This is a genomic window from Stenotrophomonas maltophilia, from assembly GCF_023518235.1.
GTDB lineage: Bacteria > Pseudomonadota > Gammaproteobacteria > Xanthomonadales > Xanthomonadaceae > Stenotrophomonas.
This window is the reverse complement of the sequence record NZ_CP090423.1, coordinates 1732444-1755332: the sequence shown is the minus strand read 5'-3', so window position 1 is coordinate 1755332 and position 22889 is coordinate 1732444. Positions and strand designations below refer to the sequence as shown.

General features: G+C 63.8%; 28 protein-coding genes. 26 read left to right on the top strand and 2 right to left on the bottom strand.

Annotated features, from left to right (window positions below):
* Positions 1–2: 2 nt before the first annotated feature.
* The 26 genes from LZ605_RS08200 to LZ605_RS08075 all read left to right on the top strand — a co-directional run bounded on the left by LZ605_RS08200 (position 3) and on the right by LZ605_RS08075 (position 21408).
* A complete protein-coding gene (locus LZ605_RS08200; protein ID WP_249844420.1) occupies positions 3–455 on the top strand; it encodes a DUF2280 domain-containing protein in 453 nt (150 codons plus the stop codon).
* A 1-nt stretch (position 456) separates the two neighbouring features.
* Positions 457–1878: a phage terminase large subunit gene (gene terL, locus LZ605_RS08195; RefSeq protein WP_249844419.1), complete on the top strand. Its 1422-nt coding sequence runs from the start codon at positions 457–459 to the stop codon at positions 1876–1878.
* Positions 1875–3155 carry a DUF1073 domain-containing protein gene (locus LZ605_RS08190; RefSeq protein WP_249844418.1) on the top strand — a complete coding sequence of 427 codons (1281 nt, stop codon included), beginning with the start codon at positions 1875–1877 and terminating at the stop codon, positions 3153–3155. The genes terL and LZ605_RS08190 overlap by 4 nt, the downstream gene beginning before the upstream one ends.
* 65 nt (positions 3156–3220) lie before the next feature.
* Positions 3221–3946, top strand: coding sequence for a phage minor head protein (locus LZ605_RS08185; RefSeq protein WP_249844417.1), 726 nt, complete (start codon positions 3221–3223; stop codon positions 3944–3946).
* A 9-nt stretch (positions 3947–3955) separates the two neighbouring features.
* Entirely contained in the window at positions 3956–5023 is a 1068-nt protein-coding gene (locus LZ605_RS08180) for a DUF2213 domain-containing protein (protein WP_249844416.1), read from the top strand.
* A 6-nt stretch (positions 5024–5029) separates the two neighbouring features.
* Positions 5030–5488, top strand: a complete 459-nt coding sequence (locus LZ605_RS08175) for a structural cement protein Gp24 (protein ID WP_249844415.1) — start codon at positions 5030–5032, stop codon at positions 5486–5488.
* Positions 5489–5554: 66 nt separating this feature from the next.
* Entirely contained in the window at positions 5555–6508 is a 954-nt protein-coding gene (locus LZ605_RS08170; protein WP_171955592.1) for a DUF2184 domain-containing protein, read from the top strand.
* Entirely contained in the window at positions 6508–6834 is a 327-nt protein-coding gene (locus tag LZ605_RS08165; protein WP_249844414.1) for a hypothetical protein, read from the top strand. The genes LZ605_RS08170 and LZ605_RS08165 overlap by 1 nt, the downstream gene beginning before the upstream one ends.
* A 3-nt stretch (positions 6835–6837) precedes the next feature.
* Complete coding sequence (locus LZ605_RS08160; RefSeq protein ID WP_249844413.1) at positions 6838–7236, top strand: DUF4054 domain-containing protein; 399 nt, start codon at positions 6838–6840, stop codon at positions 7234–7236.
* Entirely contained in the window at positions 7224–7673 is a 450-nt protein-coding gene (locus tag LZ605_RS08155; RefSeq protein WP_171955589.1) for a hypothetical protein, read from the top strand. The genes LZ605_RS08160 and LZ605_RS08155 overlap by 13 nt, the downstream gene beginning before the upstream one ends.
* Entirely contained in the window at positions 7673–8044 is a 372-nt protein-coding gene (locus tag LZ605_RS08150; protein WP_080375266.1) for a phage collar protein, read from the top strand. The genes LZ605_RS08155 and LZ605_RS08150 overlap by 1 nt, the downstream gene beginning before the upstream one ends.
* Positions 8041–8550 carry a phage neck terminator protein gene (locus tag LZ605_RS08145; protein ID WP_249844412.1) on the top strand — a complete coding sequence of 170 codons (510 nt, stop codon included), beginning with the start codon at positions 8041–8043 and terminating at the stop codon, positions 8548–8550. The genes LZ605_RS08150 and LZ605_RS08145 overlap by 4 nt, the downstream gene beginning before the upstream one ends.
* A gap of 70 nt (positions 8551–8620) precedes the next feature.
* Complete coding sequence (locus tag LZ605_RS08140; protein WP_249844411.1) at positions 8621–9703, top strand: DUF3383 family protein; 1083 nt, start codon at positions 8621–8623, stop codon at positions 9701–9703.
* A gap of 11 nt (positions 9704–9714) precedes the next feature.
* Positions 9715–10146 (top strand): phage structural protein, encoded by a 432-nt coding sequence (locus LZ605_RS08135; RefSeq protein ID WP_249844410.1) that lies wholly within the window; start codon positions 9715–9717, stop codon positions 10144–10146.
* The gene (locus LZ605_RS08130; RefSeq protein ID WP_249844409.1) at positions 10146–10622 is read left to right on the top strand and encodes a phage tail assembly chaperone; all 477 of its coding nucleotides are present in this window, start codon (positions 10146–10148) and stop codon (positions 10620–10622) included. Before LZ605_RS08135 ends, LZ605_RS08130 begins: the two co-directional genes overlap by 1 nt.
* A gap of 163 nt (positions 10623–10785) precedes the next feature.
* The gene (locus LZ605_RS08125; protein WP_249844408.1) at positions 10786–12795 is read left to right on the top strand and encodes a tape measure protein; all 2010 of its coding nucleotides are present in this window, start codon (positions 10786–10788) and stop codon (positions 12793–12795) included.
* Positions 12796–12858: 63 nt separating this feature from the next.
* Positions 12859–13713: a gp53-like domain-containing protein gene (locus LZ605_RS08120; RefSeq protein WP_249844407.1), complete on the top strand. Its 855-nt coding sequence runs from the start codon at positions 12859–12861 to the stop codon at positions 13711–13713.
* A 2-nt stretch (positions 13714–13715) separates the two neighbouring features.
* Positions 13716–14321: a phage baseplate protein gene (locus LZ605_RS08115; protein WP_249844406.1), complete on the top strand. Its 606-nt coding sequence runs from the start codon at positions 13716–13718 to the stop codon at positions 14319–14321.
* Positions 14321–14641: a phage baseplate plug family protein gene (locus tag LZ605_RS08110; RefSeq protein WP_249844405.1), complete on the top strand. Its 321-nt coding sequence runs from the start codon at positions 14321–14323 to the stop codon at positions 14639–14641. Before LZ605_RS08115 ends, LZ605_RS08110 begins: the two co-directional genes overlap by 1 nt.
* Entirely contained in the window at positions 14641–15513 is an 873-nt protein-coding gene (locus tag LZ605_RS08105; protein WP_429001139.1) for a phage protein, read from the top strand. The genes LZ605_RS08110 and LZ605_RS08105 overlap by 1 nt, the downstream gene beginning before the upstream one ends.
* Positions 15510–16139, top strand: a complete 630-nt coding sequence (locus tag LZ605_RS08100; RefSeq protein WP_111185572.1) for a Gp138 family membrane-puncturing spike protein — start codon at positions 15510–15512, stop codon at positions 16137–16139. The genes LZ605_RS08105 and LZ605_RS08100 overlap by 4 nt, the downstream gene beginning before the upstream one ends.
* A complete protein-coding gene (locus tag LZ605_RS08095; protein WP_249844403.1) occupies positions 16136–16495 on the top strand; it encodes a hypothetical protein in 360 nt (119 codons plus the stop codon). Before LZ605_RS08100 ends, LZ605_RS08095 begins: the two co-directional genes overlap by 4 nt.
* Before the next feature lie 3 nt (positions 16496–16498).
* Entirely contained in the window at positions 16499–17956 is a 1458-nt protein-coding gene (locus LZ605_RS08090; protein ID WP_249844402.1) for a hypothetical protein, read from the top strand.
* Positions 17956–18654, top strand: coding sequence for a DUF2612 domain-containing protein (locus LZ605_RS08085; RefSeq protein WP_249844401.1), 699 nt, complete (start codon positions 17956–17958; stop codon positions 18652–18654). Before LZ605_RS08090 ends, LZ605_RS08085 begins: the two co-directional genes overlap by 1 nt.
* 4 nt (positions 18655–18658) lie before the next feature.
* Complete coding sequence (locus LZ605_RS08080) at positions 18659–20641, top strand: hypothetical protein (protein WP_249844400.1); 1983 nt, start codon at positions 18659–18661, stop codon at positions 20639–20641.
* Positions 20642–20652: 11 nt separating this feature from the next.
* Positions 20653–21408 (top strand): hypothetical protein, encoded by a 756-nt coding sequence (locus LZ605_RS08075; RefSeq protein ID WP_249844399.1) that lies wholly within the window; start codon positions 20653–20655, stop codon positions 21406–21408.
* 36 nt (positions 21409–21444) lie between these two features.
* On the opposite strand, the gene LZ605_RS08070 is transcribed toward LZ605_RS08075, so the two are convergent.
* Both LZ605_RS08070 and LZ605_RS08065 read right to left on the bottom strand, forming a co-directional pair.
* A complete protein-coding gene (locus LZ605_RS08070) occupies positions 21445–22110 on the bottom strand; it encodes an SOS response-associated peptidase (protein ID WP_249844398.1) in 666 nt (221 codons plus the stop codon).
* Positions 22111–22239: 129 nt separating this feature from the next.
* Complete coding sequence (locus LZ605_RS08065) at positions 22240–22881, bottom strand: hypothetical protein (RefSeq protein ID WP_249844397.1); 642 nt, start codon at positions 22879–22881, stop codon at positions 22240–22242.
* Positions 22882–22889 lie beyond the last annotated feature (8 nt).

Here is a 22889-nt window from a genome sequence, read left to right as displayed (position 1 = left end):
AGGTGAAGACCTTCATCGTCCAGCAGCTGGCGTGCTTCGACACGCCCAGCACGGTAGTGGAGGCGGTCAAGAACGAGTTCGGCCAGACGGTCAGTCGCCAGACGGTGGAGTCACACGCCCCGACCAAGCACGCTGGCCGGAAGCTGGCGCAGCGTTGGGTTGACCTCTTCAACAGCACCCGAGAGCGCTTCAAGGCCGAGACGGCGGAAATTCCAATCGCGAACCGGGCGGTGCGCCTTCGGGCGCTGAACCGTATGGCGGCCAAGGCCGAAAGCATGAAGAACATGGCCTTGGCGGCCCAGCTGATCGAGCAGGCGGCCAAGGAGACCGGCGGGGCCTACACGAACCGCCAGCAGATTGAACACAGCGGCCCCAACGGCGGGCCGATCCAGAGCGCCGACATGACCCCCGGCCAGTTCCGAGAGGAGGCGAAGAAGCTGCTGCAGGAGGTGTGAAGTGCCCGAGCTGACGGCTCAGCAGAAGCTGGTTGCGGCCGAGCTGGCGCGTGAGGACTTCTACTTCTTCAGTCGCTACACCTTCCTCCGCAAGAAGGGCTTTCAGTGGATGCGCGCCCGGCACCACGCCGAGCTCTGCGCCGCCCTGGACAGGGTCTATCGCGGCGAGTGCAAGCGGCTGGTGATCAACCTGCCGCCGCGGTACTCCAAGACCGAGCTGGCGGTCGTGAACTGGATGTCCTGGTGCCTGGGCAAGGTGCCGGACTCCGAGTTCATCCATATCAGCTACGCCGCACCGCTGGCACTGAACAACAGCGCCAACACCCGCGAGCTGGTACAGCACGAGGTCTACGGGGAGATCTTCCCCGAGGTCGAGCTGCGCAAGGACAGCAGCGCCAAGGGGGACTGGCGGACAACCAAGGGCGGAGTGGTCTACGCCACCGGTGCCGAGGGCACTGTCACCGGCTTCGGCGCGGGCAAGGCTCGGCCTGGCTTCGGTGGCGCCATCATCATCGATGACCCGCACAAGCCGGGTGAGGCTGACAGCGACACCGTCCGCCAAGGCGTGCTGGACTGGTTCAACAATACCCTGCAGTCGCGAGTGAACAGCGCTGACACGCCGATCATCGTGATCATGCAGCGCTTGCACGAACGCGACCTCGCTGGCTGGCTGCTGGGTCGCAAGCCCGGCGAACCGGCATGCCCAGGCGGCAACGGCGAGGTCTGGGAGCACGTCTGCTTTGAGGCGCTGTCGGAGGACGGAGAGGCGCTGTGGCCTGAGAAGCACACCGCCGCCGACCTCAATCGCATGCGCGAATCGATGCCCTATGTGTTCTCGGGTCAGTACCAACAGCAGCCATCTCCAGGCGACGGCGGGATCATCAAGACCGCCAAGATTGAAACGGTCGATGCGCTTCCCGCTGGCCTGCAGTGCGTGCGCGGGTGGGACTTGGCCGGAACAGAAGCCAAGATGAAGCGAGGTGATTGGACGGTAGGCGCAAAGCTTGGCCGAAGTCAGGACGGTGTCATTTACATCGCTGACGTTCTGCGCGAGCGCATGGGTCCGGACGAAGTGGAGACGGCGATCGGGAATACCGGCAAGGCCGATATGGTCCTCCAGTCCATCCCGCAGGATCCTGGGCAGGCGGGCAAGGCGCAGGTCATGCATCTGAGCCGCAAGCTCTACGGGGTTCCCGCCACCTTCTCGCTTGAGAGCGGGGACAAGGCTACCCGAGCGGCAGGCTTCGCCGCCCAGGTCAACGCCGGCAACGTGAAGATGCTCCGCGCGCCGTGGAACGAGGCGCTGCTCAACGAATTCAAGATGTTCCCCAACGGCCACTTTGACGACCAGGTGGACGCGTGCTCGCGCGCCTTCAACTCCCTGGACGATGAACTGGCCCTCTTCATGGCACAGGCCCAATGAGCACCCACCTGCAGCAAGACGGATACATGGATGCGGTGCTGGGCGCCAACAGCCTCGGCGCGGTTGTCTCCGCCGCGCTGGTCAGCGACTCCCATCTGTACGCCGAGGGCGGGCTGCCCGCTCGCGTCGTGGATCTGCCGGCCGACAACGCGGTCAAGGGCGGCGTGACCATCACCGGCGACACTGCTGGCATCGTCCAGGCAGAACTGGAGCGCCTGAGCGTGCTGCCATTGCTCGCCGACGCCGCGCGCTGGTCTCGCCTCAGAGGCGGCGGGTGCCTTGTCGTGATTGCCGCTGACGGCGGATTGCTGCGGGATCCGCTCAAGCCTGACAGCCTGGACACCGTCGAGGAATTGCGCGCCTTCGACATCGACGATGTGTCGATTGATCGGGCCTACGACGACCCGAACGCCCGCAACTACGGGCAGCCGGAGCTGTACCGGCTGCGGCTGCGAGGTGCTGGCACTCAGGTGTTGGTGCACGAGTCGCGGCTCATCGAGGTTCCGGGCGAGCCGCTGCCGGCGCAGATGCGGCAGGACAACATCCCATGGCGGGGCAGGGCGGCAGCCACCCGAGCCTTCCGCCGGATCCGGGACTACGTCGAAGCGACGAACCTGGCAAAGGAGATCCTGCGCCGTAAGCAGCAGGCCGTGCACAAGATGAAGGGGATGGCCGCCGCCATCGTCGCGAAGCAAGAGGAGGCCGTCCAGAAGCGCCTGACGATGGTGGACCAAGCGCGCGGTGTCCGAAACAGCGTCGCTGTTGACGCGGAGGACGATTACGACATTCGTGACACCAACGTCGGCGGCGTGAATCAGCTCCTGCAGGAGTTCCAGATCGCGCTGTCGGCGGAGACCGGCATCCCGGTCACTCTGCTGTTCGGCCGCTCGCCGGGCGGTCAGAACGCCACCGGCGACGCCGACTTCGAGGGCTACTACAACCTGGTCGAGCAGCTGCGCAGCCTGAGGATGCAGCCGGCGCTAGAGCGCGTCATCGCGCTGATCTGCGCGCAGCGATCGCTGGCGGGCAAGGCGCCCGACAACTGGAAGGTCCAGTGGGCGCCGCTGAAGCAGCTCACGGAAAAGGAGTTGGCCGACATCGCGAAGACCAAAGCCGAGGCGCTGAAGATCGAGGCCGAGGCGGTGGTGGCGATCACCGGCACCAGTGCGGTTTCCGAGGATGACGCTCGAAACTACGTGGAACAGCGCGGCCTATTTGGCCTGGTCCCCAAGGACAACACACCGGGGACCGCGGCGAGCTATGCGGGCGGCCTGTGAGCAGGCGCGCGCGCAAGCCCCGGCGTTGGCTCTACCCGGCCGGCGTCGAACGGGACTATGAGCGGATGTTGACCGCCCTCGCTACGGAGCTGACCGAGACAGTTGGCCCTACTGTTATCCGGGCCTTGGGGTATCGAAGCGACGTGGCTGATCCGTCGATCGACACCGGATGGTACGAATCACTGGTACAGGCACTGTCCGCAGCCACCTCGATGTCGTCAGTGCAGGACCAGGTGCTTGGCCCGCTGGTAGCCGAGTTCGCGCGACGCACGACCGCGTTCAACAAGCAGCAGTTCCACGCGGTGCTGCGCTCTGCGTACGGAGTCAACATCCTGACTGCCGATCCCGATCTACGGGACCTGATGCGCGTCTGGGAGGCAGAGAACCTCTCATTGATCAAGTCGATACCGACGCAGTACGTGGAGCAGCTACGCGGGCGAGTGACGGCGGCGGTCCAATCCGGCCGCAGCCTCAGGGACGTGGCCAAGGTGGTGCGCGACACCTACGACCTGCCGAAGCACCGGGCCGAGCTGATTGCTCGGGACCAAATCGGCAAGTTGAACGGCGATATCACCCAGGCCCGACAGCAAGGAATCGGGGTCGAAGAGTACCGATGGCGCGGTGTCTTGGACGGTCGGGAGCGCTCCGAACACGTGGCCCGCGAAGGAAAAACCTATCGCTGGGACCAGCCGCCAGACGACGGCCACCCGGGACAGCCCATTCGTTGCCGGTGCAGCGCAGAAGCGGTGCTACCGGATCTGGATGACCTCGCCGCACTCATTGTTCACTAGGAGGGCAGCATGCCCGCACAACGCTTTGATCGGGTGGAGCTGAAGGCGACCACCACCGTCGAGGGATTCATCCAGGACGCCCCGATCCTCACCCGCACGGGCATCTTTGATTACCGAGGTCCTGACGGGAAGCTGCGCCGGGAGTACCGGCCGCCGGAAGAAGTCTTCCACGCGGATTCCCTGTCCAGCTACCGCGGCAAGCCGATCACGGACGGGCACCCCGGTCTGGTCACTGCCAGCAACGCCAAGGTGCATACCGTTGGGACTCTCCTGACCGAGGGCCGGCGGGATGGCGACGACGCGCGCGGTGACGTGGTGATCTACGACACGGCGCCCATCGCGGCCGGCAAGAAGGAACTGAGCCTGGGCTACACCCTCGACATCGAGGAGACGCCCGGCGAGATCAATGGCAAGCGCTACGACGCTATCCAGCGAAACATCAGGGTCAACCATCTGGCCCTGGTCCCCCGTGGCCGTGCGGGCAACGCCCGGCTCAATCTTGACGCGGCAGACGCCGACACTACCGAGGAAGACACCACCATGACCATGGTCAAGGTTCGCCTGGACTCCGGCATCACCTACGATGCCGCGCCCGAGGTCGCCAACGCCCTGCAGGCAACGCAGGATGCGCTCACTGCCGCCCGCTCCGACATCGACAAGGAAAAGGCCCGCGCCGATGCTGCCGAGGCCAAGCTGGGCGACGCCGAGAAGGCGGCCGAGCAGATCCGCGCCGACGCCGCTGCGGCCGCGAAGGCCCGAATCCTGCTGGAAGACAACGCCACCAAGGTCGGCGCCGCCTTCAAGCCCGACGCCACCGACACCGAGATCCGCAGCGCGGTGATCAAGAAGGTGCGCGGTGACAGCTTCGACCTGACCGGAAAGACCGACGGATACATCGAAGCCGCCTACGACTTGGCCGTCGCCGAGAAGGGCCAGCGCCAGGACGCGGCCGCCAGCCAGCGGCAGGACCTGGCCGGCCAGCGCCCCGCCGGCATCAACCCCGAAGTCCGCCAGGACGCCCGTTCCGCGCGCGAGCGCATGATCGCCCGCAACAGCGGCGAAACCACCGAGGAGTGATTCCCCATGTATGAGGACTACCAGTCCCGCGCGTTTGCGGGCATGAAGGGCGATTCGGGCGACGACCGCGTCGAATCGTTCCCGGTTGGCGCTGCTGGCCTCGGCCTCGGCCTGGTCACTGGCACGGACGCGAGCGGCGTGCTGGTCGCAGGGGCTGGCGCAAAGGTGCGCGGCATCAGCCTGCACAGCCACACCATCACCGGTGCCGGCTATGTCCAGTACGACTGCGCTTCGGTCATGACCAAGGGCCATGTCTGGGCACAGGTAGCCGCAGGTGGAGCCGTGACCGTCGACGGTCCGGTCTCCTTCGCCGCAGATGGCCGGGTGGCCAACGCTGGCACGGCCCTGCCCAACGCGGTGTTCCGCAGCGGCATCGTCGCCGTCACGGATCCGGCTGGCGTTTCGTCCAACGTCGCCCTGGTCGAGCTGCACAACCCGTTCGCGGTGCCGCCGGCCGCTCCGTAATCCGGTCTGCAACCGACACCCCTCCCAAGCCGCCTTCGCGCGGCTTCTGCATATCAGGAAACCACCATGCACGAGCACTACGACGAGGCTGACCTCTCGGCAGTGGCGCAGTTCCAGCAGAACACCGGAGCCAATCTGGTCCGGCAGGACGCTGGCATCTTCACTGCCCGCCAGCTGGACTACGTCCGCACCCGCACCTACGACCGCAAGCTGCCGCCGATGAAGGGGCTGATGCTGGTCCCGCCGTCGAGCGACGTCCCCGAATGGGCCGAGACCGTGACCTACTCGGTCTACGACTCGGTGGGCATCGCCAAGGTCATCGCCAACTACGCCGACGACCTGCCGCGCGCCGACGTGGCCCGCGTCGAGAAGACCATCCGGGTCAAGACCATCGGTGACAGCTACGGCTACAACGTCAACGAGCTGATCGCCTCGAACGCCACCGGCGCCAATCTCCCGACCCGCAAGGCCAACGCCGCGCGCCTGGCGGTGGAAATCAAGCTGAACCTGATCGGCATGGTGGGTGATGCCGACTACGGACTGTTCGGCCTGACCAACCACCCGAACATCGGCACCACGACCATCACCGGCGGTTGGACCATGGCCACCGATGCGGACGTGATCCTGGCCGACCTGGACGCGATCTACAACGCGGTGCGCGTGCAGTCGAAGGGTGTGCACACCCCGAATCGCTTCGCGATGGCCACCGAGCCGCTGTCGATCATCAGTTCTAAGCGCCTGCCGGACTCGAACGGCCTGACCGTGGCCGAGTTCTTCCGTCGCAAGCATCCGGGCCTGGTGTTCGAGGAGATGGCCGAACTCTCGGGCGCTGGCCCGGGCGGCGATGATCTGATCATTGCCGGCGAGTTCGCGCCGGACAACATCACCCACGACGTGCCGATGCAGTTCAACCAGCTGCCGGCGCAGGCCCGCAACCTGGAGCTGGTGGTGCCGTGCATGGCCCGCAGCGCCGGCGTCTCGGTCTTCTACCCCCTCGCGTTCACCAAGGCGGTGCTGTGATGGCGACCTACAAGAACAAGTCCGTGGGCGCCCACGTCCACGACGGCAAGGTGATCGCCCCCGGCGGCACCTTCGACGCCCAGCCGACGAAGAACCTCGGCAAGCTGGTCAAGGCGAATCTGCTGGAGGTGGTATCGGGCGCAGCCAGCGCGCAGGCCGGCACGGGCGGCGACGGCGAAGACAAGGCCGCGTTGGTCGCTCGCGCCAAGGAACTGGGCGTTCCCAACGCTGGTGCCAACTGGGGCGTCGAGAAGCTGAAGGACGCCATCGCTGAGGCCGAGAAACAGGCCGGTGCCGACGGCGACGGCGACAAGAAGGACGCCTGACGCATGGCTACCGTCATCGAGATCCTGGACTTCCTCGCCCCGGGCCTGACCGCCACGCCGGAAGAGAAGGCCACGGCCATCTCGATGGCGGAGGCCTACAGGCCGGCCTGCCTCACAGAACAGAAGGCTGACGAAGCAGTCGCGTGGTACGCCGCGTGGCTGCTCTACAGCCGCCAGCAGCAGAAGGAAGCTGCGGAGAACGGCGAGGTCGTCCCGCTGGGAGTGAAATCCCAAACGGACGGCGACCTCAGCCGAACCTACTTCGACGGCGCCACCGGTGGTGGCGTCGTTGACCCGGCGGGCTTCTACGCTCGATGGGCTGCTCTCAACGACATCTGCGCGAGGCTCGGCGCCATCACGGTGAGCCCAGCGCCAATGGGGTGCTGCGGATGGCCGCGATAACCAAGAGCAGCGGCGATGGCCTGGCGCAGTACCTGAAGCAGGTCGATGCGCTGGATGGCCGGGGGATCAAGGTCGGGGTGCAGGCCAAAGCCGGCACCCAGGACGGGGTCAGCCTGCTGGACATTGCCATCTACAACGAGCTGGGGACGCAGGACATCCCCGCCCGACCCTTCATCCGCGACTTTGCCCAGAAGAACGAGCGGGTGCTCGGGATGGCCATGGACAGAGTCGCTACACGTGTGGAGCAGGGCGCTCCTATCGACACCGCGCTGGCGCAACTGGGCGAGTTCGCCCAGCAGCAACAGCAGGCCCACGTCAGGGCATCGAAGAGCTGGGCCGTGCCCAATGCGCCATCCACCGTCGCCCAGAAGGGCAGCGATGTGCCACTGGTCGACCACGGCACCCTGGTCAACGCCATCCGCTGGGAGAAGGTCTGATGGGCATGCTCGGGGAACGGACGCATCCGCGAATCACCCGGGGCGAAGGCGCCTACATCGATGGGCGCTGGCAGGACGGCCAGGAGACGCAGACCGACTTTCGGGCCAGCATTCAGCCGGCCAAGAAGGAGGACTACGACCAGCTGCAGGCGCTGGCCGAAGGCCGTCGCGTCGAGTCGGCTGTTCGGATCTACACCCGGACGCAGTTGGCTGTTGCAGGCGACACCGACAGCAACGGCGACATCGTCATCTACCGCGGCGATCGCTACCTGGTCACCGCTGGCAGTGACTGGAACATGGGCATGCGCGGCGTGAACCACTACCGCTATCTGGCCGTCCGGCAGAAGCTGTCGAGCGAGGAGGGCGCATGATCGAAGATGAAGTCCGTGCCCTGATCGCCAAGGCAACCGCCCTGCAGGTGATCTTCGCCAACCAGAATGGTCCTCGCCCCAAGCTGCCCTACATCACTCTTCGGGTTGATACGGCGCCGCGCGCGCCGCTGTTGGAAGCAGACCTGAGCGACGACGGGGTTCAGACCTACGCCGCCCACCGGGATGCCACCGTCGAACTGCAGTGCTTCGGAGATGGATCCTTCGATGCGCTTGACGATCTGTCTCAGCGCCTGAAGGGACCACACATGGTCGCGGCAGGGTATGCGGCCAACATTGCTGTCTACGCCACCGACTTGGTGCAGAACATACCGGTCCTGCGCGATGGGGCGAAGTACGAGCCCCGCGCAGTGCTGGATATCGGCATCCGCTACACCAAGCAGCACGACGAAGAGGTCGGGCTGATCAAGACTGTGCAGGGCGAGATGACCCTGCAGGACCACGGCACAGACCTGGTCGACACGTTCGACGCCACCAGCGCCACCTGAGCGCCCGGCATCTGCACCACGCCCTCCCGCGCCGCCAGGCGTTCGTTTCCATGCCCAGGAGCAACCTGCAATGGCATCCATTGACCGCATCGCCAAGGTCGAGATTTCGCTGGCGACCACCTCGATCAATCAGCAGTCCTTCAGCGACTTGCTATTCCTCGCCCCGCTTCCTGCGTCGGCTGACCGTGTGTTCCTGGTCACCTCCGCCGACGAGCTGCTGGAGCATGGCGTCGCACTGACCGATCCTCTGTACAAGGCCGTCCAGACTGTGTTCCAGCAGGATCGGGCGATCGATCAGGTGTACGTCGGCCGCCGCACGGTGGACGAAGACGGCGACCCGACCGAGACCATCACCGAAGCCCTGGTGGCGATCCGGGCCGCCCATTCCGGTTGGTATGGCCTGATCCAGCTGTCGCGAGTTGCGGCCGAAATCATGGAAGCCGCCGCCTGGGTGGAGGCAAACGACAAGCTGCAGCTGGCTAGCAGCGGCGACGCCGGCATCATCACCGCCGGCGACGCGGATATCGCGAGCCAGCTGAAGGCCCTGAACTACAACCGCACGGCGCTGTGGTATCACGCCAGCGCCGGCACGGAGTGGGTGGAAGCTGCTCTCGCCGCCAATCGATTCACCTATGACCCTGGTGCCGAGACTTGGGCGAACGTGCGGCTGAGCGGTGTGCAGACTGACCCGCTGACCGAGGGGCAGTCGCAGATCGTGCGCAGCAAGAACGCGAACACCTACGAACAGTTCCGCAATCTGGGCCTGAGCCAGTACGGGACCGTCGCCAGTGGCGAGTGGATCGATATCATCCGCTTCCGCGACTGGCTCAAGGATCGCGTGCAGACCGGAATCGTGGACGTCCTGGCGAAGGCCGACGGCAAGATTCCGTACACGAGCGCGGGCATCCAGGTGATCGTCACCGCGCTGCGCGCGGCACTGGACGCTGGTGTCACCGCCGGCGGCATCGCACCGCGCGAAACCGACGCCAACGACAACGTGCTGGAGTCGTACCGGATTACCTATCCCGGCCTGGCCGAGATTGCCGACAGTGTGAAGTCGCAGCGGCTGCTGGAGGGCATCAAATTCTCCGCGCGTCTGGCTGGCGCGATTCACACGACCGAGATCACCGGCACCCTTTCCTACAGCATCTAAGGACCTCGAGCATGAGCGTCAAAACCTACGATTCCTCGCAGGTGATCATCACCTTCGGGCCACACATCATCACCGGCTACGCCGAGGACACGTTCATCTCGGTGGAGGAGATGGGGGACGGCACCACCTCGGTGGTGGGCGCCAACGGCGAGAAGGGCCGTTCGATGTCGCAGAACCGGTCCTTGCAGATCACGCTGACCTTGTTGCAGACCAGCAAGAGCAACGATGCACTGTCGGCTGCGGCCGACTTCGACCGGGCCTCGCACGGGCAGGGGACGCTGCCGCTGGCCATTACCGACCTGACCGGCCGCACGCTGATCGCCGATCCCAGCTCGTGGGTCGTCAAGAAGCCGAACACCGAGTTCGGCGCCGCCATCGGCAACCGCGAATGGACCATCGAAACGTCCAATGACGCGACCTACCACGTCGGAGGCGCGCGCTGATGGCCAAGAAAGAAGTGCAGATCGGGAAGACCACGTTCTACCTGACGACCTTCGCCCCGCGCGACCAGCTGCGCATCTTCGGCGACCTGCAGAAGGAGCTGCTGCCGGCGGTTGGCACCCTGCTGACCGCTGCCGCCGGCAAGACCGACGCGGACGACGGCGAACTCGATGAAGCGGTCCTGGTGGGGGCGATCCGCTCTTTCTCTGCATCGCTGGACGGCAAAGGGTTGGACGCGTGGTGCGGCCGGTTGATCGACTCCGAACGCGTCACCTATGAGAAGGGCGGGCGTGATGCGAAGAAGCTGACGTCCAACCAGATGGATGACGCGTTCGATGACTTCGGCGAGATCCTGGAACTTCTGTTCGAGATCATCAAGCTGAACTTCGCCGGCCCTTTGGGGCGATGGCTCGGCCTCTTTGGGTCGGGCCTCGGGGAGAAGCTGGGCGGGCTGTTGGACGGTTCGAGCCCGAACTAGAGTGCGAGTTCCTGATTTTCCGGCCGGTGATGGCCGGCATCGTCACCATGACCGAGGTCAACCAAGGAACGGTTGATCTGATGGACCTAATCAAGCTCAACGCCTTGCTGGATGCCCGCGAGGCATCGGAGGCCGCGAGCAAGAAGCCAAAAGGGAAGTAGCCATGGCCTTGCGTGAGCTGGTCACCGTCCTGCGCTATGAGCTGCGGGAGGGAAACCTCAAGAAGTATGTCGACGGCTACCGCCGGGCGGAGAGGGCGGTCAACACGGCCGCCAAAGCCGCGAACGACCAGCTGAAGCGCGGCGTACAGGTCGCCAATCGCGAGCTGGCCAGCATGAACCGCACTGGCAACCAGCTGACCCGCACGATGGGCCGGCTGACCCGTGAAGCCCGGGAGTTCGGGATTGGCTTGCGGCAGGGGGCCCGTCAGGGATACGGCGAGGTCCTGCGTCAGATGGATCGGGTGGAGGCCAAGCAGCGGCGTCTGAATCGTGAAGCAAGGTCTTCGCGCAGCCGCTCAGTAGGCGCCGACTTCGGGAGCGTCGGCGGCATGATCCAAGGCCTGATCGGCTTGGCCACGGGAAAGGCATTCGCCGACGCATCGGACGATTGGGCTGGCACGAACGCACGGATCGGCCTGCAAACGCCTGACGACTACACGCGCAACCGATCTCGCGACTTTCTGTTCCGAACTGCGCAGAGGACGGGGCAGATGTTCCCCTCCCTGGCGGATACCTTCGTCTCGATGGCCAGAGGACGCGATTCCCTCGGATTGAGCAATGATCAGACCCTGCTGCTATCGAGCAACGTCAGCAAGCTGATGACCATCGGTGGCGGGTCGGCAGCGTCGCAGGACGCTGCGCTGGTGCAGTTCGGACAGGCGATGAACACCGGATTTCTGCGCGGTGAGGAGTTGAACTCCATCCTCGAGCAGGCGCCGCGTCTGGCCAAGGCGATTGCGGATGCTCTCGGCACCAGTGTCGGAAATCTTCGACAGCTCGGTCAGGACGGAAAGATCACGTCCAAGGCCATCGCAGATGGCCTTTTGCGCCAGACCCAGCAGATCGACAGCGAGTTCGAGCGTCTGCCTATGACCTTCTCCAGGTCCATGACGCAGATCCGTAATAGTTTCATGCGGCGCGCGGGCGAGCTGAATCAGCAGTATCGGCTTGCTGAACGATTCAACGTCGTCGCTCAGTCTGTGATCGAGAACATGGGCAAGATCGGTGCCGCTCTGGCAGCGATAGCCGGAAGCTACGCTGCGGTGAAGGTGTTCCGTGCGCTTGGAACCGTGCTCGGCTTCCTGCAGCGGACGGGCAGAGTCGCGATCCTGTTCTTCTCGCGGTTGGCTAGCGGGCGAACGGCACAGGCCTTCGCGAAGCTGGGAACTGTGGGCCTGCGCTTCCTGCGGGTCATTCGGTCGATCTCCACTGCGATGGCGGCGATCGGATCCATCGGTGCCGGCCCGGTTCTCATTGTGGTCGCGGCCATCGCAGCCGCAGCCGCGGCCATCTACAAGTACTGGCAACCCATCAGCGCGTTCTTGATCGGTGTGTGGGAGGGGTTCGCTTCGGTCATTGGTCCCGCGATGCAGGAACTCGTCGCAGCTTTCCAGCCCCTCGCGCCTGTGTTTGCGGAGCTGGCGGTGCTGCTCGGCCGGGTCTGGCGGTGGTTCATGGAACTGCTTGCTCCCGTGATCGCCACGCAGCAGGAGCTAGACAACGCGACAGCGAACGGGAGGGTGTTCGGCCAGGTACTGGCATTGAACCTTAGGCTCGTGATCGGCCTGGTAACCATGCTGGTACGCGCGTTTTCCGCCGTGAGCCAGGCGGCGCTATCGGTGCGAACGATGGTCGCTCAGGCTTGGAACGCCATTGTCGGCACATTCCAGCGCGGCTGGGCCGCTCTCACCGGAGCGATTCCCAGCTGGGCAATGAGTGGCCTAAACATGGCAGCGAGCACGGCTGGCATCTTCGGCGGTGTGTCGCCTGGCTCTGTAGTGAATGCGGGCCGCTCTGCGGTGAACCAGACAGTAACCCAGACCGCGAGCGTCCAAGTTACCGCGCCGCCAGGTGCCAACCCTGCCGCCTACGGCGCGGCCGCTCAGCGCGGCACCAGCAAGGCCATGACCGGCTTCCAGTACCAGCTGCCGACGCCGGTCGAGAGCTTCTAAACCACTCGGCGCGCGCCATGGCTTTGGCCGTGGCCGTGCCCGCAACATGAGGCCAGACGGCGCATGGAATTCTTCCAAGGTTTCACTGTCACCTGGGCGGTAGACGGTCCGGTCGCCGATTTGACCGAGCAGGCTGTACGGGCAGGGTGGGGATTCATCGGGCAGGTGCCGCCGGCGGTGGAGCAGTTCAACGCTGTGCACCGCGGCGATGGCCTTCGACAACAGTGGCTGTTCAACCAAGTCAAGGGTGTCACCGACGCGGCCGGGCTCACGCTGACTGCCGAAAACACCGACACTCTGCAGGCGGCCATTGCTCATCAACTAAGTCCGATTGCCGCGTCGGCAGCGCCTAAGTCGGTTACGTCCGCCTCAGGGAACCATGCGGATCAGGATGGCCACACGCACGCGCTCGACAACACCGGCGTGACCGCAGGAATCTACGGTGCGTCGAACCGTGTCGGCCGCTTCCAGGTTGATCAGAAGGGCCGAATCGTCGATGCAGTGCAGGCAGATATCAACCTGCCTGATCTGGCCGGCATCCTACCGGTGAACAAGGGCGGGACAGGCGCAGATGATGGCGCTGGCGCCAGGTCCAATCTGGGAATGGACGCGTTTCTCTATGCTGCTCAGCATGTGATGGGCGACGTGGGCCACTTCGAGTTTCTGTCGAACGACGATCAGGCTCGATTGATTATTCAGTGGGGCGTGGTTGGAGTGCCTGGTGATAGCGCGAGGAATTTCAACTTCCCAAGGGCTTTCCCTAATGCTTGCCTTGCTGGGGTCGCCTGCCTCGGCGGTTCTTTCAGTCCGACTGCCGACGCAGGCTGTGCCATTTACAACCTCAGTGCCACTGGAGCCACCATTATGGTGGGCACGGCCGTCGAGACGGCAACCCGCTGGATCGCGATTGGATACTGATCATGGCGCTCACTGCACTGACCTTCAGTTCCGTTTTCGGAACGCGCGCCGCTGTTGGGGCGCTGGAGCTTGATGCCCTCATCAGCGAAGACACGGTGCTCGACAGCTATGCGACTGTCTACCCAGTCGAGGATGGCACCACCATCACCGACAATGTGTCGAACGATGCCGAGAAGCTGTCGCTGTCGGGCGTGGTGACCTCGGCACAGATCACTGTCTTCGGCGCCAATGGCTGGCAGAAGCTGGTGCAGGCGAAGGACATCCTGCGCCGCCTCCACAAGGCGCGGGAGCTGATCACGATCAGCACCGGAATGGATACCTACACTGAAATGGTGATGGAGCGCTGCCGTATCGGTCGCACCAACGAGGGCGATCACTTCTCCATCGATTGCGAATTCCGGAAGATCGTCAAGGCGCAGCTGATAACGGAGACTGTGCCTGAGGACAAGGCGTCGCCGAAGGCTAAGGGTAAAGCAGGGTCTACCCGTACCAGTGGAGGAAAGGCCAGCACAGACGATATGGCCGAGCAGGAGCGCCAGAAGGCTACCAAGTATGTCAACGAAGGGCTCGGTCTTGGCGGCGATGGTATTTCTCCGGGGGTGATCTGATGTTCAAGATCAGCACGATCGATGCCAACGATCAGCTATTGGAGGTCGAGCTCGACGGCGAGACGTTCTTCATCCGACTCAGCTGGAATAGCGAAGCCGAACAGTGGGCCATGGAGGTCCAGAACTACAACCAGGAGACTCTTGTAGCTGGCATCGTCGTAGTGCCGAACGTCCTTCTGCTCGCTCGATTTCACTACCTACCGCTGCCTGCCGGAGAGTTGATGGCGCTGGTACTCGGCGACACCGCCGGCATTCCGCGCGAAGGCTTCTTGAATGGCTTGGCCAGCCTCATCTACGTTCCCGCTGCAGAGATCCGTTGATGCCACGATTCCGCCGAACCTACCGCCTGGTCGTTGGGCCTCCGGGTGGGCAGGGCACGACCATCCTGCCGCCCATGCAGATCCAGTTCGACGTGCAGAAGGATGCTGAAGAAGATCCCAATGTGCACTCGATCCGAATCTACAACCTCGCTCCGTCGACACGAAAAGCACTGGAGAAGCCAGACCTTCGCGCCTATCTCTACGCGGGATACGAGGAAGAGAGTGGGGCCATCCTGCTGGCGGCTGGTACGGTGGTAGATGCCTTCACTCGCTTCGATTCGCCCGATGTGGTCACTGAACTTGCTATCGCCGATGGATATGGAGAGCTGCGCGACAGCGCAGTGAGCCTGAGCTATGGGGAGGGAGCAACTTCGGCCACGATCATTCAAGACGTGGCGGGAAAGATGGGACTGGTGCTGAACATGCCTCGGTCTCTTACGGCGAGGGCATGGGAGCACGGGTTCAGCTTTTACGGGCCTGCCCGAGCCGCACTGCACAAGCTATGCAGGGGAGCCGGCCTGGAATGGTCAATCCAGAACCAGACGCTGCAGGTGGTGGCCACCAAAGGTGTAACCGAGCGCAGCGTGGTTGTACTGAACGCTGCATCCGGACTTATCGGGTCACCGGAGCGCGTGCGCGAGGCCAGCCGAGAGAAGGATGCCGGCGGTGGAAGGACTGTCCGATCCGAGCGGCAGCGTCGCGACGGGTGGCGCGTCAGGTCGCTGCTGCTTCCCTGGTTGAATCCGGGCGACCGGGTACGCATGGACAGCCGGCAAGTTAAGGGGATCTGGCGCGTCGAATCAGTCTCGCACAGTGGCGACTACCACGGCGGTGACTGGACAACCGACCTGCACATCGTGGAGATGTTATGAGTCAGGCATCCGACCTTCGGCGGCTGATCGCCACCGAGCTGGCAGAGGTACACACATGCCTGCCCGGCAAGATCGTGAGCTTCGACGGGCATGCTGCTGTCGTTGCGCCCGCGCTCAGCAAGGCACTGTCCTCAGGCGAGGCGCTGGCGGCGCCCAGCATTGTGAGCGTCCCCGTGCACTTTCCGCGCGGAATGGCTGGCCAGGCAACCATCTCGGTGCCGCTGGCGGCTGGCGACGACGTGACGCTCCATTTCTCCGAGCGGGCATTGGAGAACTGGCTCTCCGGGACGGACGGAGAGCCGGGAGATCCCAGGATGTTCGATCTCAGCGACGCATTTGCGACGCCAGTCTGTCGGCCTGGCGTGCAGCAGGTCGACACCGAGAACCTGGTGGTCCAGTTCGGCTCGGCCAGCATCACCATATCACCCGCAGGCGATATCACCATCACGGCAAGCGGTGCAGCTAGCATTTCTGCTCCTGCGGGCCTGACCATCGATGCGGACGTTCTGCTCAGAGGAAAGCTGGACGCTACGGGCGATGTCACCGCAGACGGCGTGAGCCTGATCGAGCACATCACGACCGGTGTCACGCCGGGCACTGGTACTTCTGGGAAGCCGCAGAAATGAGTTTGGACCTCAAGCTTAATGCGGCTCACGACCTTGCCGTGGACGGCACCAACGTTGTGCTCGTGGACGGCGCTTCCCGGGTACGACAGCAGATCAAGGTCACCCTGATGACGTGGTTCGGGGAGTACTTCCTCGACGTCACGTTCGGCGTCCCCTACCTGGAATCCATTCTGGTCAAGCGGCCAAACCGCAGCGAGATCGAGGCGGTGCTCCGACAGCGGATAAACGACGTTCCCGGCGTCACAGGGGTAACCAGCATGCAGTTGAACATCGATCGCGAGCGCCGGCAGCTGGAGGTGAGCTTCCAGGCCAACACAGACGAAGGCCTCATCGCCGACACCATCACACTGGAGTAGCACATGGCCGAATTCGGCGTGACCCCGGCCGGGTTCATCCGCAAGCGTCTGGCGGATATCAGGCCCGAAATCATTGCAGCGCTGCGGAACAACTTGCAGGCGGCCGGACTCTCCGGCGACATCGAGACGCGACCCGACTCGGTGATGGGGATTCTGATCGATACGTTCGCCGAGCGCGAGGCGGCTCTCTGGGAACTGTCCGAGGGGATATATGGAGCAACCTACCCGAGCTCGGCGAGCGGCGTGAACTTGGACAATGCGGTCTCCCTGACTGGGGCTGAGCGAGAGGGCGCCACCCCCTCGCGTGGGTACGTGGTGCTCTATGGGGAGGGAGGCACTGTGGTTCCGGCCGGCAGTCGTATCCGGAGTGCGGTTAGCGGCGAGCAGTGGGGTCTGGCGCAGGAGGGCAGGATCACCAGGTCCAACACCGCCGACGCTACGGTCAGCCTGAGCGGCCCGCCTGTTGCGCAGGCCTACACGGTCTACATCGACGGCGTCGGGTACACCTACAACGCGGCGGGCGGGGCCACCGAGGCACAGATCCTCAACGGACTGGCCATGGCCATCACCGATTCCACCGTTGCGACGTCGGTGGATGGAGCACAGCTGCGACTGATCGCCGCTGATGGAACAGGATTCCCTCTCGGCTTCACGCCGAACCTGATGTTGGGCATCCTGGGCAGTCCTGCCTTGGCTGAGACGCTTCAGCCATCGACGTTGGGAGCTGATCCGGGAACGCTGACTGTGATCGATACAGCGGTAGCCGGGTGGGCGTCGGTAAACAACCCGTCGCCGGCTGCAGCAGGGGCTCCAGCGGAAAGCGATTCCTCTCTGCGCAATCGGTACGGGAAAGGCTTGTACCGGATGGGAGGAGCGACCCTCCCGGCAATCGCTGCACGGGTGCGGGCAGACGCCGCCGGCGTTACCAATGTCGTCGCGTATGAGAACACCAGCGACTACGCGGATATGGCAGGCAGGCCGCCGCACTCGGTGCATGTCATCGTGGAGGGGGGGCTGGACCTTGAGATTGCTGAGGCGATCCGAGATTCCAAGGCGGCCGGAATCGCCACACATGGCGCGCTCGCTGTTCCCGTGGAGACCGCTTCCGGACTGCAAGCGGTCATCCGGTTCGACCGACCTGTGCCGGTCTACGTATGGATCAAGGCATCGATCACCCTGCTTGACCCGCAGGAACAAGCGTTCCCGGATGCAGGACTGAACGAGATCGCCGCCGGCCTGGCCGCCTTTGGCGGGCAGCTGAGCATCGGAGGCGACGTGGTGTGGCAGTCGTTCTATCGTCCCGTCTACGGCGTACCTGGAGTGGCCTACGCCACGTTGTTGTTTGCCACGTCGACCAGTCCGGCAGTTCAGCCGGCGCCCGGCGCATATCAGGCCGAGAACATCACGATTCATCCGCAGCAGCGGGCGATGTTTGACCCCTCGCGCATTGAGGTGACCTGATGGACCTTCAGCAGGACCATGGGTCCATCGCGTGGTCGAACTGGACGGCACAGTTCCAACAGTCCCAGCGGCTACGCTCACTTGTGCTGGCGCTGATCCAGCCGATGACAACGCTGCAAGGAGCGCTCAGGCAGCTGCGGGACGACCGGTGGCTGGATACGGCCGTGGGAAGGCAGCTGGATGGCCTGGGCGAACTGTTGGACCGGCCGAGGCAGATCAGCAACACGCGAGCCATCTGGCACTTTGGCTTCCAAGGACAGCCAAACGTTGGCGGCTTCGGAGAGTTTCCAATGTACCGGGTCGGGTCGGGGCTCTACACCGGTGGTTCGACGCTGGATGACGACAACTACCGGCGTTTGCTGCGTTGGAAGGTCCTGGTAGACAGCGGTTTCGGTACTGCACCGCAGATCGAAGCTGCACTGAGGGTCTTGTTCGACGTGGCGCGGATCGCAGTGGAAGACATCGGGACCGCGCGTATCCGCATCCACATCGGTCGCAAGCCTACTGAAGACGACTTCTTCCTCGGCAACGTTGGGCAATGGGTGCCATCTGCTGCGGGCGTCGCCCTTGAGTTTCGGACCTATGAACCGGACGAACCCTTCGAGTTCGAGCCCGGCAACAACCTGCAGCTGCTGATCGGCAGCGACGGCGCGCCTTTGCTGGGGCGCGACGGCTATCAACTCATCGGAAAGGGGTAACACCGTGGCAGAGAAAGAACTTAGCCAGTATCCGGACATCGCGGTGATTGGATCGGGCACGAAGATTGCCGTGCTTGAGAGCGGGATGAACGCTCAGGCACCAGCTTCGGTACTTGGCACCTTCGTTGATGGGAAGATCGATGCAACGGGCTTACCGTCTGAGGTGGAGGCGTTGAAGGCTGGACAACAGACGCAGGCGATCTATGCGAATACCCTGGCCGATCTGCAGGCGGTGCCCGGCTCATACGTTGGGCAGGGCGGGTTCGCGCTGAACGGCACGGGCGCTGGTCAGTACCGCTGGACTGGATCCGCCTGGGAGTTTCTCCGCGCTGACATGCTGACTCAGAAGGCAGACCAAGCAGACCTTGTCCAGACCCAGCAGTACCTTTCCGACTCCTACTCAGTGCCGTTGATGCGCAGAATTCCGATTGCCGGAACCACTAATACTGTCGGCGATGTGGTCGGGAACGTGATGTATGACGTCGACATGAGGACGGTCTTGGTGAATGGAACTCCATTGCTTGACGGTCCAGCGGCGGAAATGCAGATCAACGCAAACCTGGCCGGCACGATGGGGACGGATACCTACTCGGCACCTGCATCGCGGCGGATTCCCCTGGTGGGAACGACCAACGGTGGGGGCAGCGTAGTGGCCAATGTCGAGTACGACGTGGACACCAAGTCGCTGCTGGTGAACGGAGAAGATCCTTCCAGTCGGTCGTTGCGTTGGGCGGCTCCTGTCCCCGTCGAGCCAGTACCAGTGACGGGAGTCATGCACTTGTTGAGCTACGGCCAGTCGCTGAGTAATGGGGTGAACAGCATTCCGCCCGTCAGTACCAGCCAGCCGTTCTACAACCTGACGTTCTCCCAAGGGCCGAGGTCGACCAAGGCCGGAAGCGTTGGCCAGCTCCCGGGCATGGATTCACTGGTGCCTTTGATCGAAAACACCCTGACCGGTGACGGTGTGGCCAGCCCACAGCACGGCGAAACACCGTGCTCGGCGTGGGCGAACGGCCTGACGCGACGCCTCGCGCTGGGTGGTGTGGATTGGCGTTCCGCCGGCCCGCGCTGGTTGGCCACAGCCAATGGCAAGGGTAGCGCCAGCATCAACAACCTGTTGCCGGGTGGATCATCGGACCTCGGCGAATGGTTCCAGGTGTTGCGCGACGCCGTTGACCAAGGGCGCGCGCTCTCTATGGCGGCTGGCATGACCTACAGCCTGCCGTGCTGGCTCTACCTGCAGGGCGAGGGCGACAATGCGGACGCCGCGATGGCTGGGGGCGTCTATCTGGCAAAGCTCCAGCAACTGCACGAAGCGGTATCGGCAAAGGTACAGGCAGCGACTGGATCCAGTTTTGTTCCATGGGTGGGTGTCTACCAGACTTATGCGCGGACGCTTCGCGAGCGCCCACACGCAACAATGGACCAGATCACCTTCTGCGAGCAGACGCCTGGCGCGTTCCACCTCACTGCGCTGTACCACTTGCCGCTCGCCTCCGATGGACACCTGACTGCATTGGGAAGCTACTGGGTTGGAGAGTACGCGGCGAAGAAGGTAGCGCAGATCCTGGACGGTTACCGTCCTACCTGGCTGCGCGTCGGTTACGCCATACTCAGCGGCAGGGTTCTGAGGTACAAGCCGAAGGAAATCCCGGTGGCACCCCTCCGGCTTTTGGTTGACGGCAACCTGCGCCAGACCACTGACTACGGTTTCCTGGTGCGTGATGCCAACGGTAGCTGCGCGATCGAGAGCATCGGCATCAACAAGGCTGGCGATGAAGTGGTGATCACCCTGGTGTCCGTTCCGACCGGAGCAGTCCAGTTGCGCTACGGCCTCGATTACCTGCCGACCGGTCAGGTGAACTACTCGGGCTCCGCCGGCGGGAACCTGGTCGATAGCGATCCTGCGTCCTTCACGTTCGCGGGTAGCGACTACCCGCTCTACAACGTCTCTCCTCACTTCCAGTGCGACGTGATTCCGGCCTAAAGGAGCTTGATATGCCTTACATCTTCCCTGTTTACCCGCTCGGTCAGGACACTCCTGGCGCGCCTATCATCAATGGAGCAACCCAGCTGTATCCGTATACACCAGCGCCTGAGCCTGGATACGCGCACTGGCTGCTTGGAGGCGACGGGTCGAGCCTTGTCCCATACGGCGGCGATGCGACGCTCACCGCACAGGGGGTGTCGCACACGTGGGGACCCAACTACGTCAACCTGCCGAGCTACCAGAATGCGCTGATTTCCAGTGTTGCCGATGCCACCGTCCAGACCTTCTATGCGGCCGTGCGCTATGCCCCAGTCGCTGGTAAGAACGTGATCGTGGTAGGAAACATCAGCCTCGCGAGCCAAGGCGCCGGCATCTGGATCGACGGCAACGGAAACGTGTGTACGATTCTGCGCAACTCGAGCGGAACCGTTCTGGTGAACCACGGCGTGCCGGCTGATACGGCGGTGGGCGACTGGATATTCCTGGGCCTCTCAAAGCGAGTGGAGGCAGGGGTCTCGAAAACCCTGACCAGCGTCGGCAGCGTGGTCTACGAGGTCGCGTGGCCGGCGGTACAGGCGGTCTCCGGGACCAATCACATTGCCATCGGCAATCCGCTCAACAGCTCCAGCACCTACACGCCCGCAGACTTGCGAGTGGGCGAGCTGCTGGTAAAGCCCAACCTGGCCGACTCTGCAGCCCAGATGATGAGCGTCTATTCCCACAGCCGCGCGCGGTTGGCACCGCGCGGCATCTCGCTGAAGTGAGGTAGATGGCCGGGTCGAGGTCGATGCGACCCGGCCTCATTCCACCGGCTGAAGCAAGTCTTCGCGGTTGTTCCTCGGCGTGTTCACTGCCCGGCTGACCCGGTAGGCCTCCATGGCCGGTGCCTCGCTGGCCAGGAGCATGGCCATGGCGTCGTCGGCGCCGGCGGCCATCCAGTCATCGATCTGGCCGGCCTGCAACCAGACCGGCATGCGGTCGTGAATGTCGGCAGAGACGCCGCTACTGTCGCCGGTGATTATGGTGAAGGTGCCAAGGTTGCCGTCGGGCAGCAAGGGACTGGTGTCCTCCCACAGGCCAGCGGCGAGCAGCGGCCCGGCTGCGTGGATGAACCACGGATCCTTCTTGCCGTCCTCGGGGCTGACCGACCACTCGTAGTAGCCGGCCATCGGGATGACACAGCGGCGCTTCTTGAACGCTGACCGGAAGGCTGGCTTGGTGGCCACCGTCTCGATGCGGGCGTTGATGGTGGATCCCTGCAGGCCCTTGGCCTTTGCCCAGAACGGCAGCAGGCCCCACGCCAGCCGGGTGACCTGCCTGCCTTCGCCGCGGTCCAGGATCACCGATGCGCGCTGTGTCGGCGCCAGGTTGTAGCTGGGCTGGATCTCGGCCAGGCCGGGGGCAAGGTCAGCCAGCCCCGGCTGGCCGAAGTCGATCACTGGGAGCTGGACGAATCGGCCGCACATGGCCGGAGGGTAGCCCGGCCGGCTGTGCCCGGGGCGTGTAGGGACACCCCGACCCGACAGGGCGAGGTTGGCTGATTTTGTCGAGTTTTGGTAGCAAGCCCGTTGGAGACGATCTAGCGCAGGGGGGATTCAAGGGCCCGGAGTTGGCTCAGTCGCCGCAACTGCAAAATCGGGGAAGGAGTTAGGCTTGGCACGCTGGGCTTCGATTTTGTCGATCTTTTGCTGGAAGTACTCTTTCGGGTCCCATTGATAGGCCTTTGACCTGGCGGTCAACTTCGCGTGTGCGCGCAAACGATCGGCAATATCAATGCAGTGCAGTCCTATTCGCGCGAACTGGTATTGCCGCTCCTCAAAGAACTCCTCATAGTCTGGCGGCGTTGCGGCGTACTCACTGGCAGCGCCGATAGCCCCTTCGGCGAAAAGCAGCTGGTAGGGCAAATCTTGAATGTCGAACAAGAGATCCGGCGGAATGGTGCGCCACTCAACGTCTAGTTTTAGCGGATCGAACTGGGGATGCTCGGTTCTTGGATGACTGTATCCTTCGGAATCCACCTGGCCGCTATCACCGACCACGTCGCTGCAACCGGAAATAAGAGTGTCTAATGCTCCTCCAACGATTGCCGCTAGGTACGCACCGTCGCTTTTGCTCTTACGCTTACCGACGAGGTACTCCCGAAGTGCAGTGATGCCCGCGCCGACGCAGACGCCCGCAAAGCCAATTAGCGCCGGGGTTATTGTCTGAATGAACTTCCAGGTTTGGGTCGATTCCATTGCGCGCC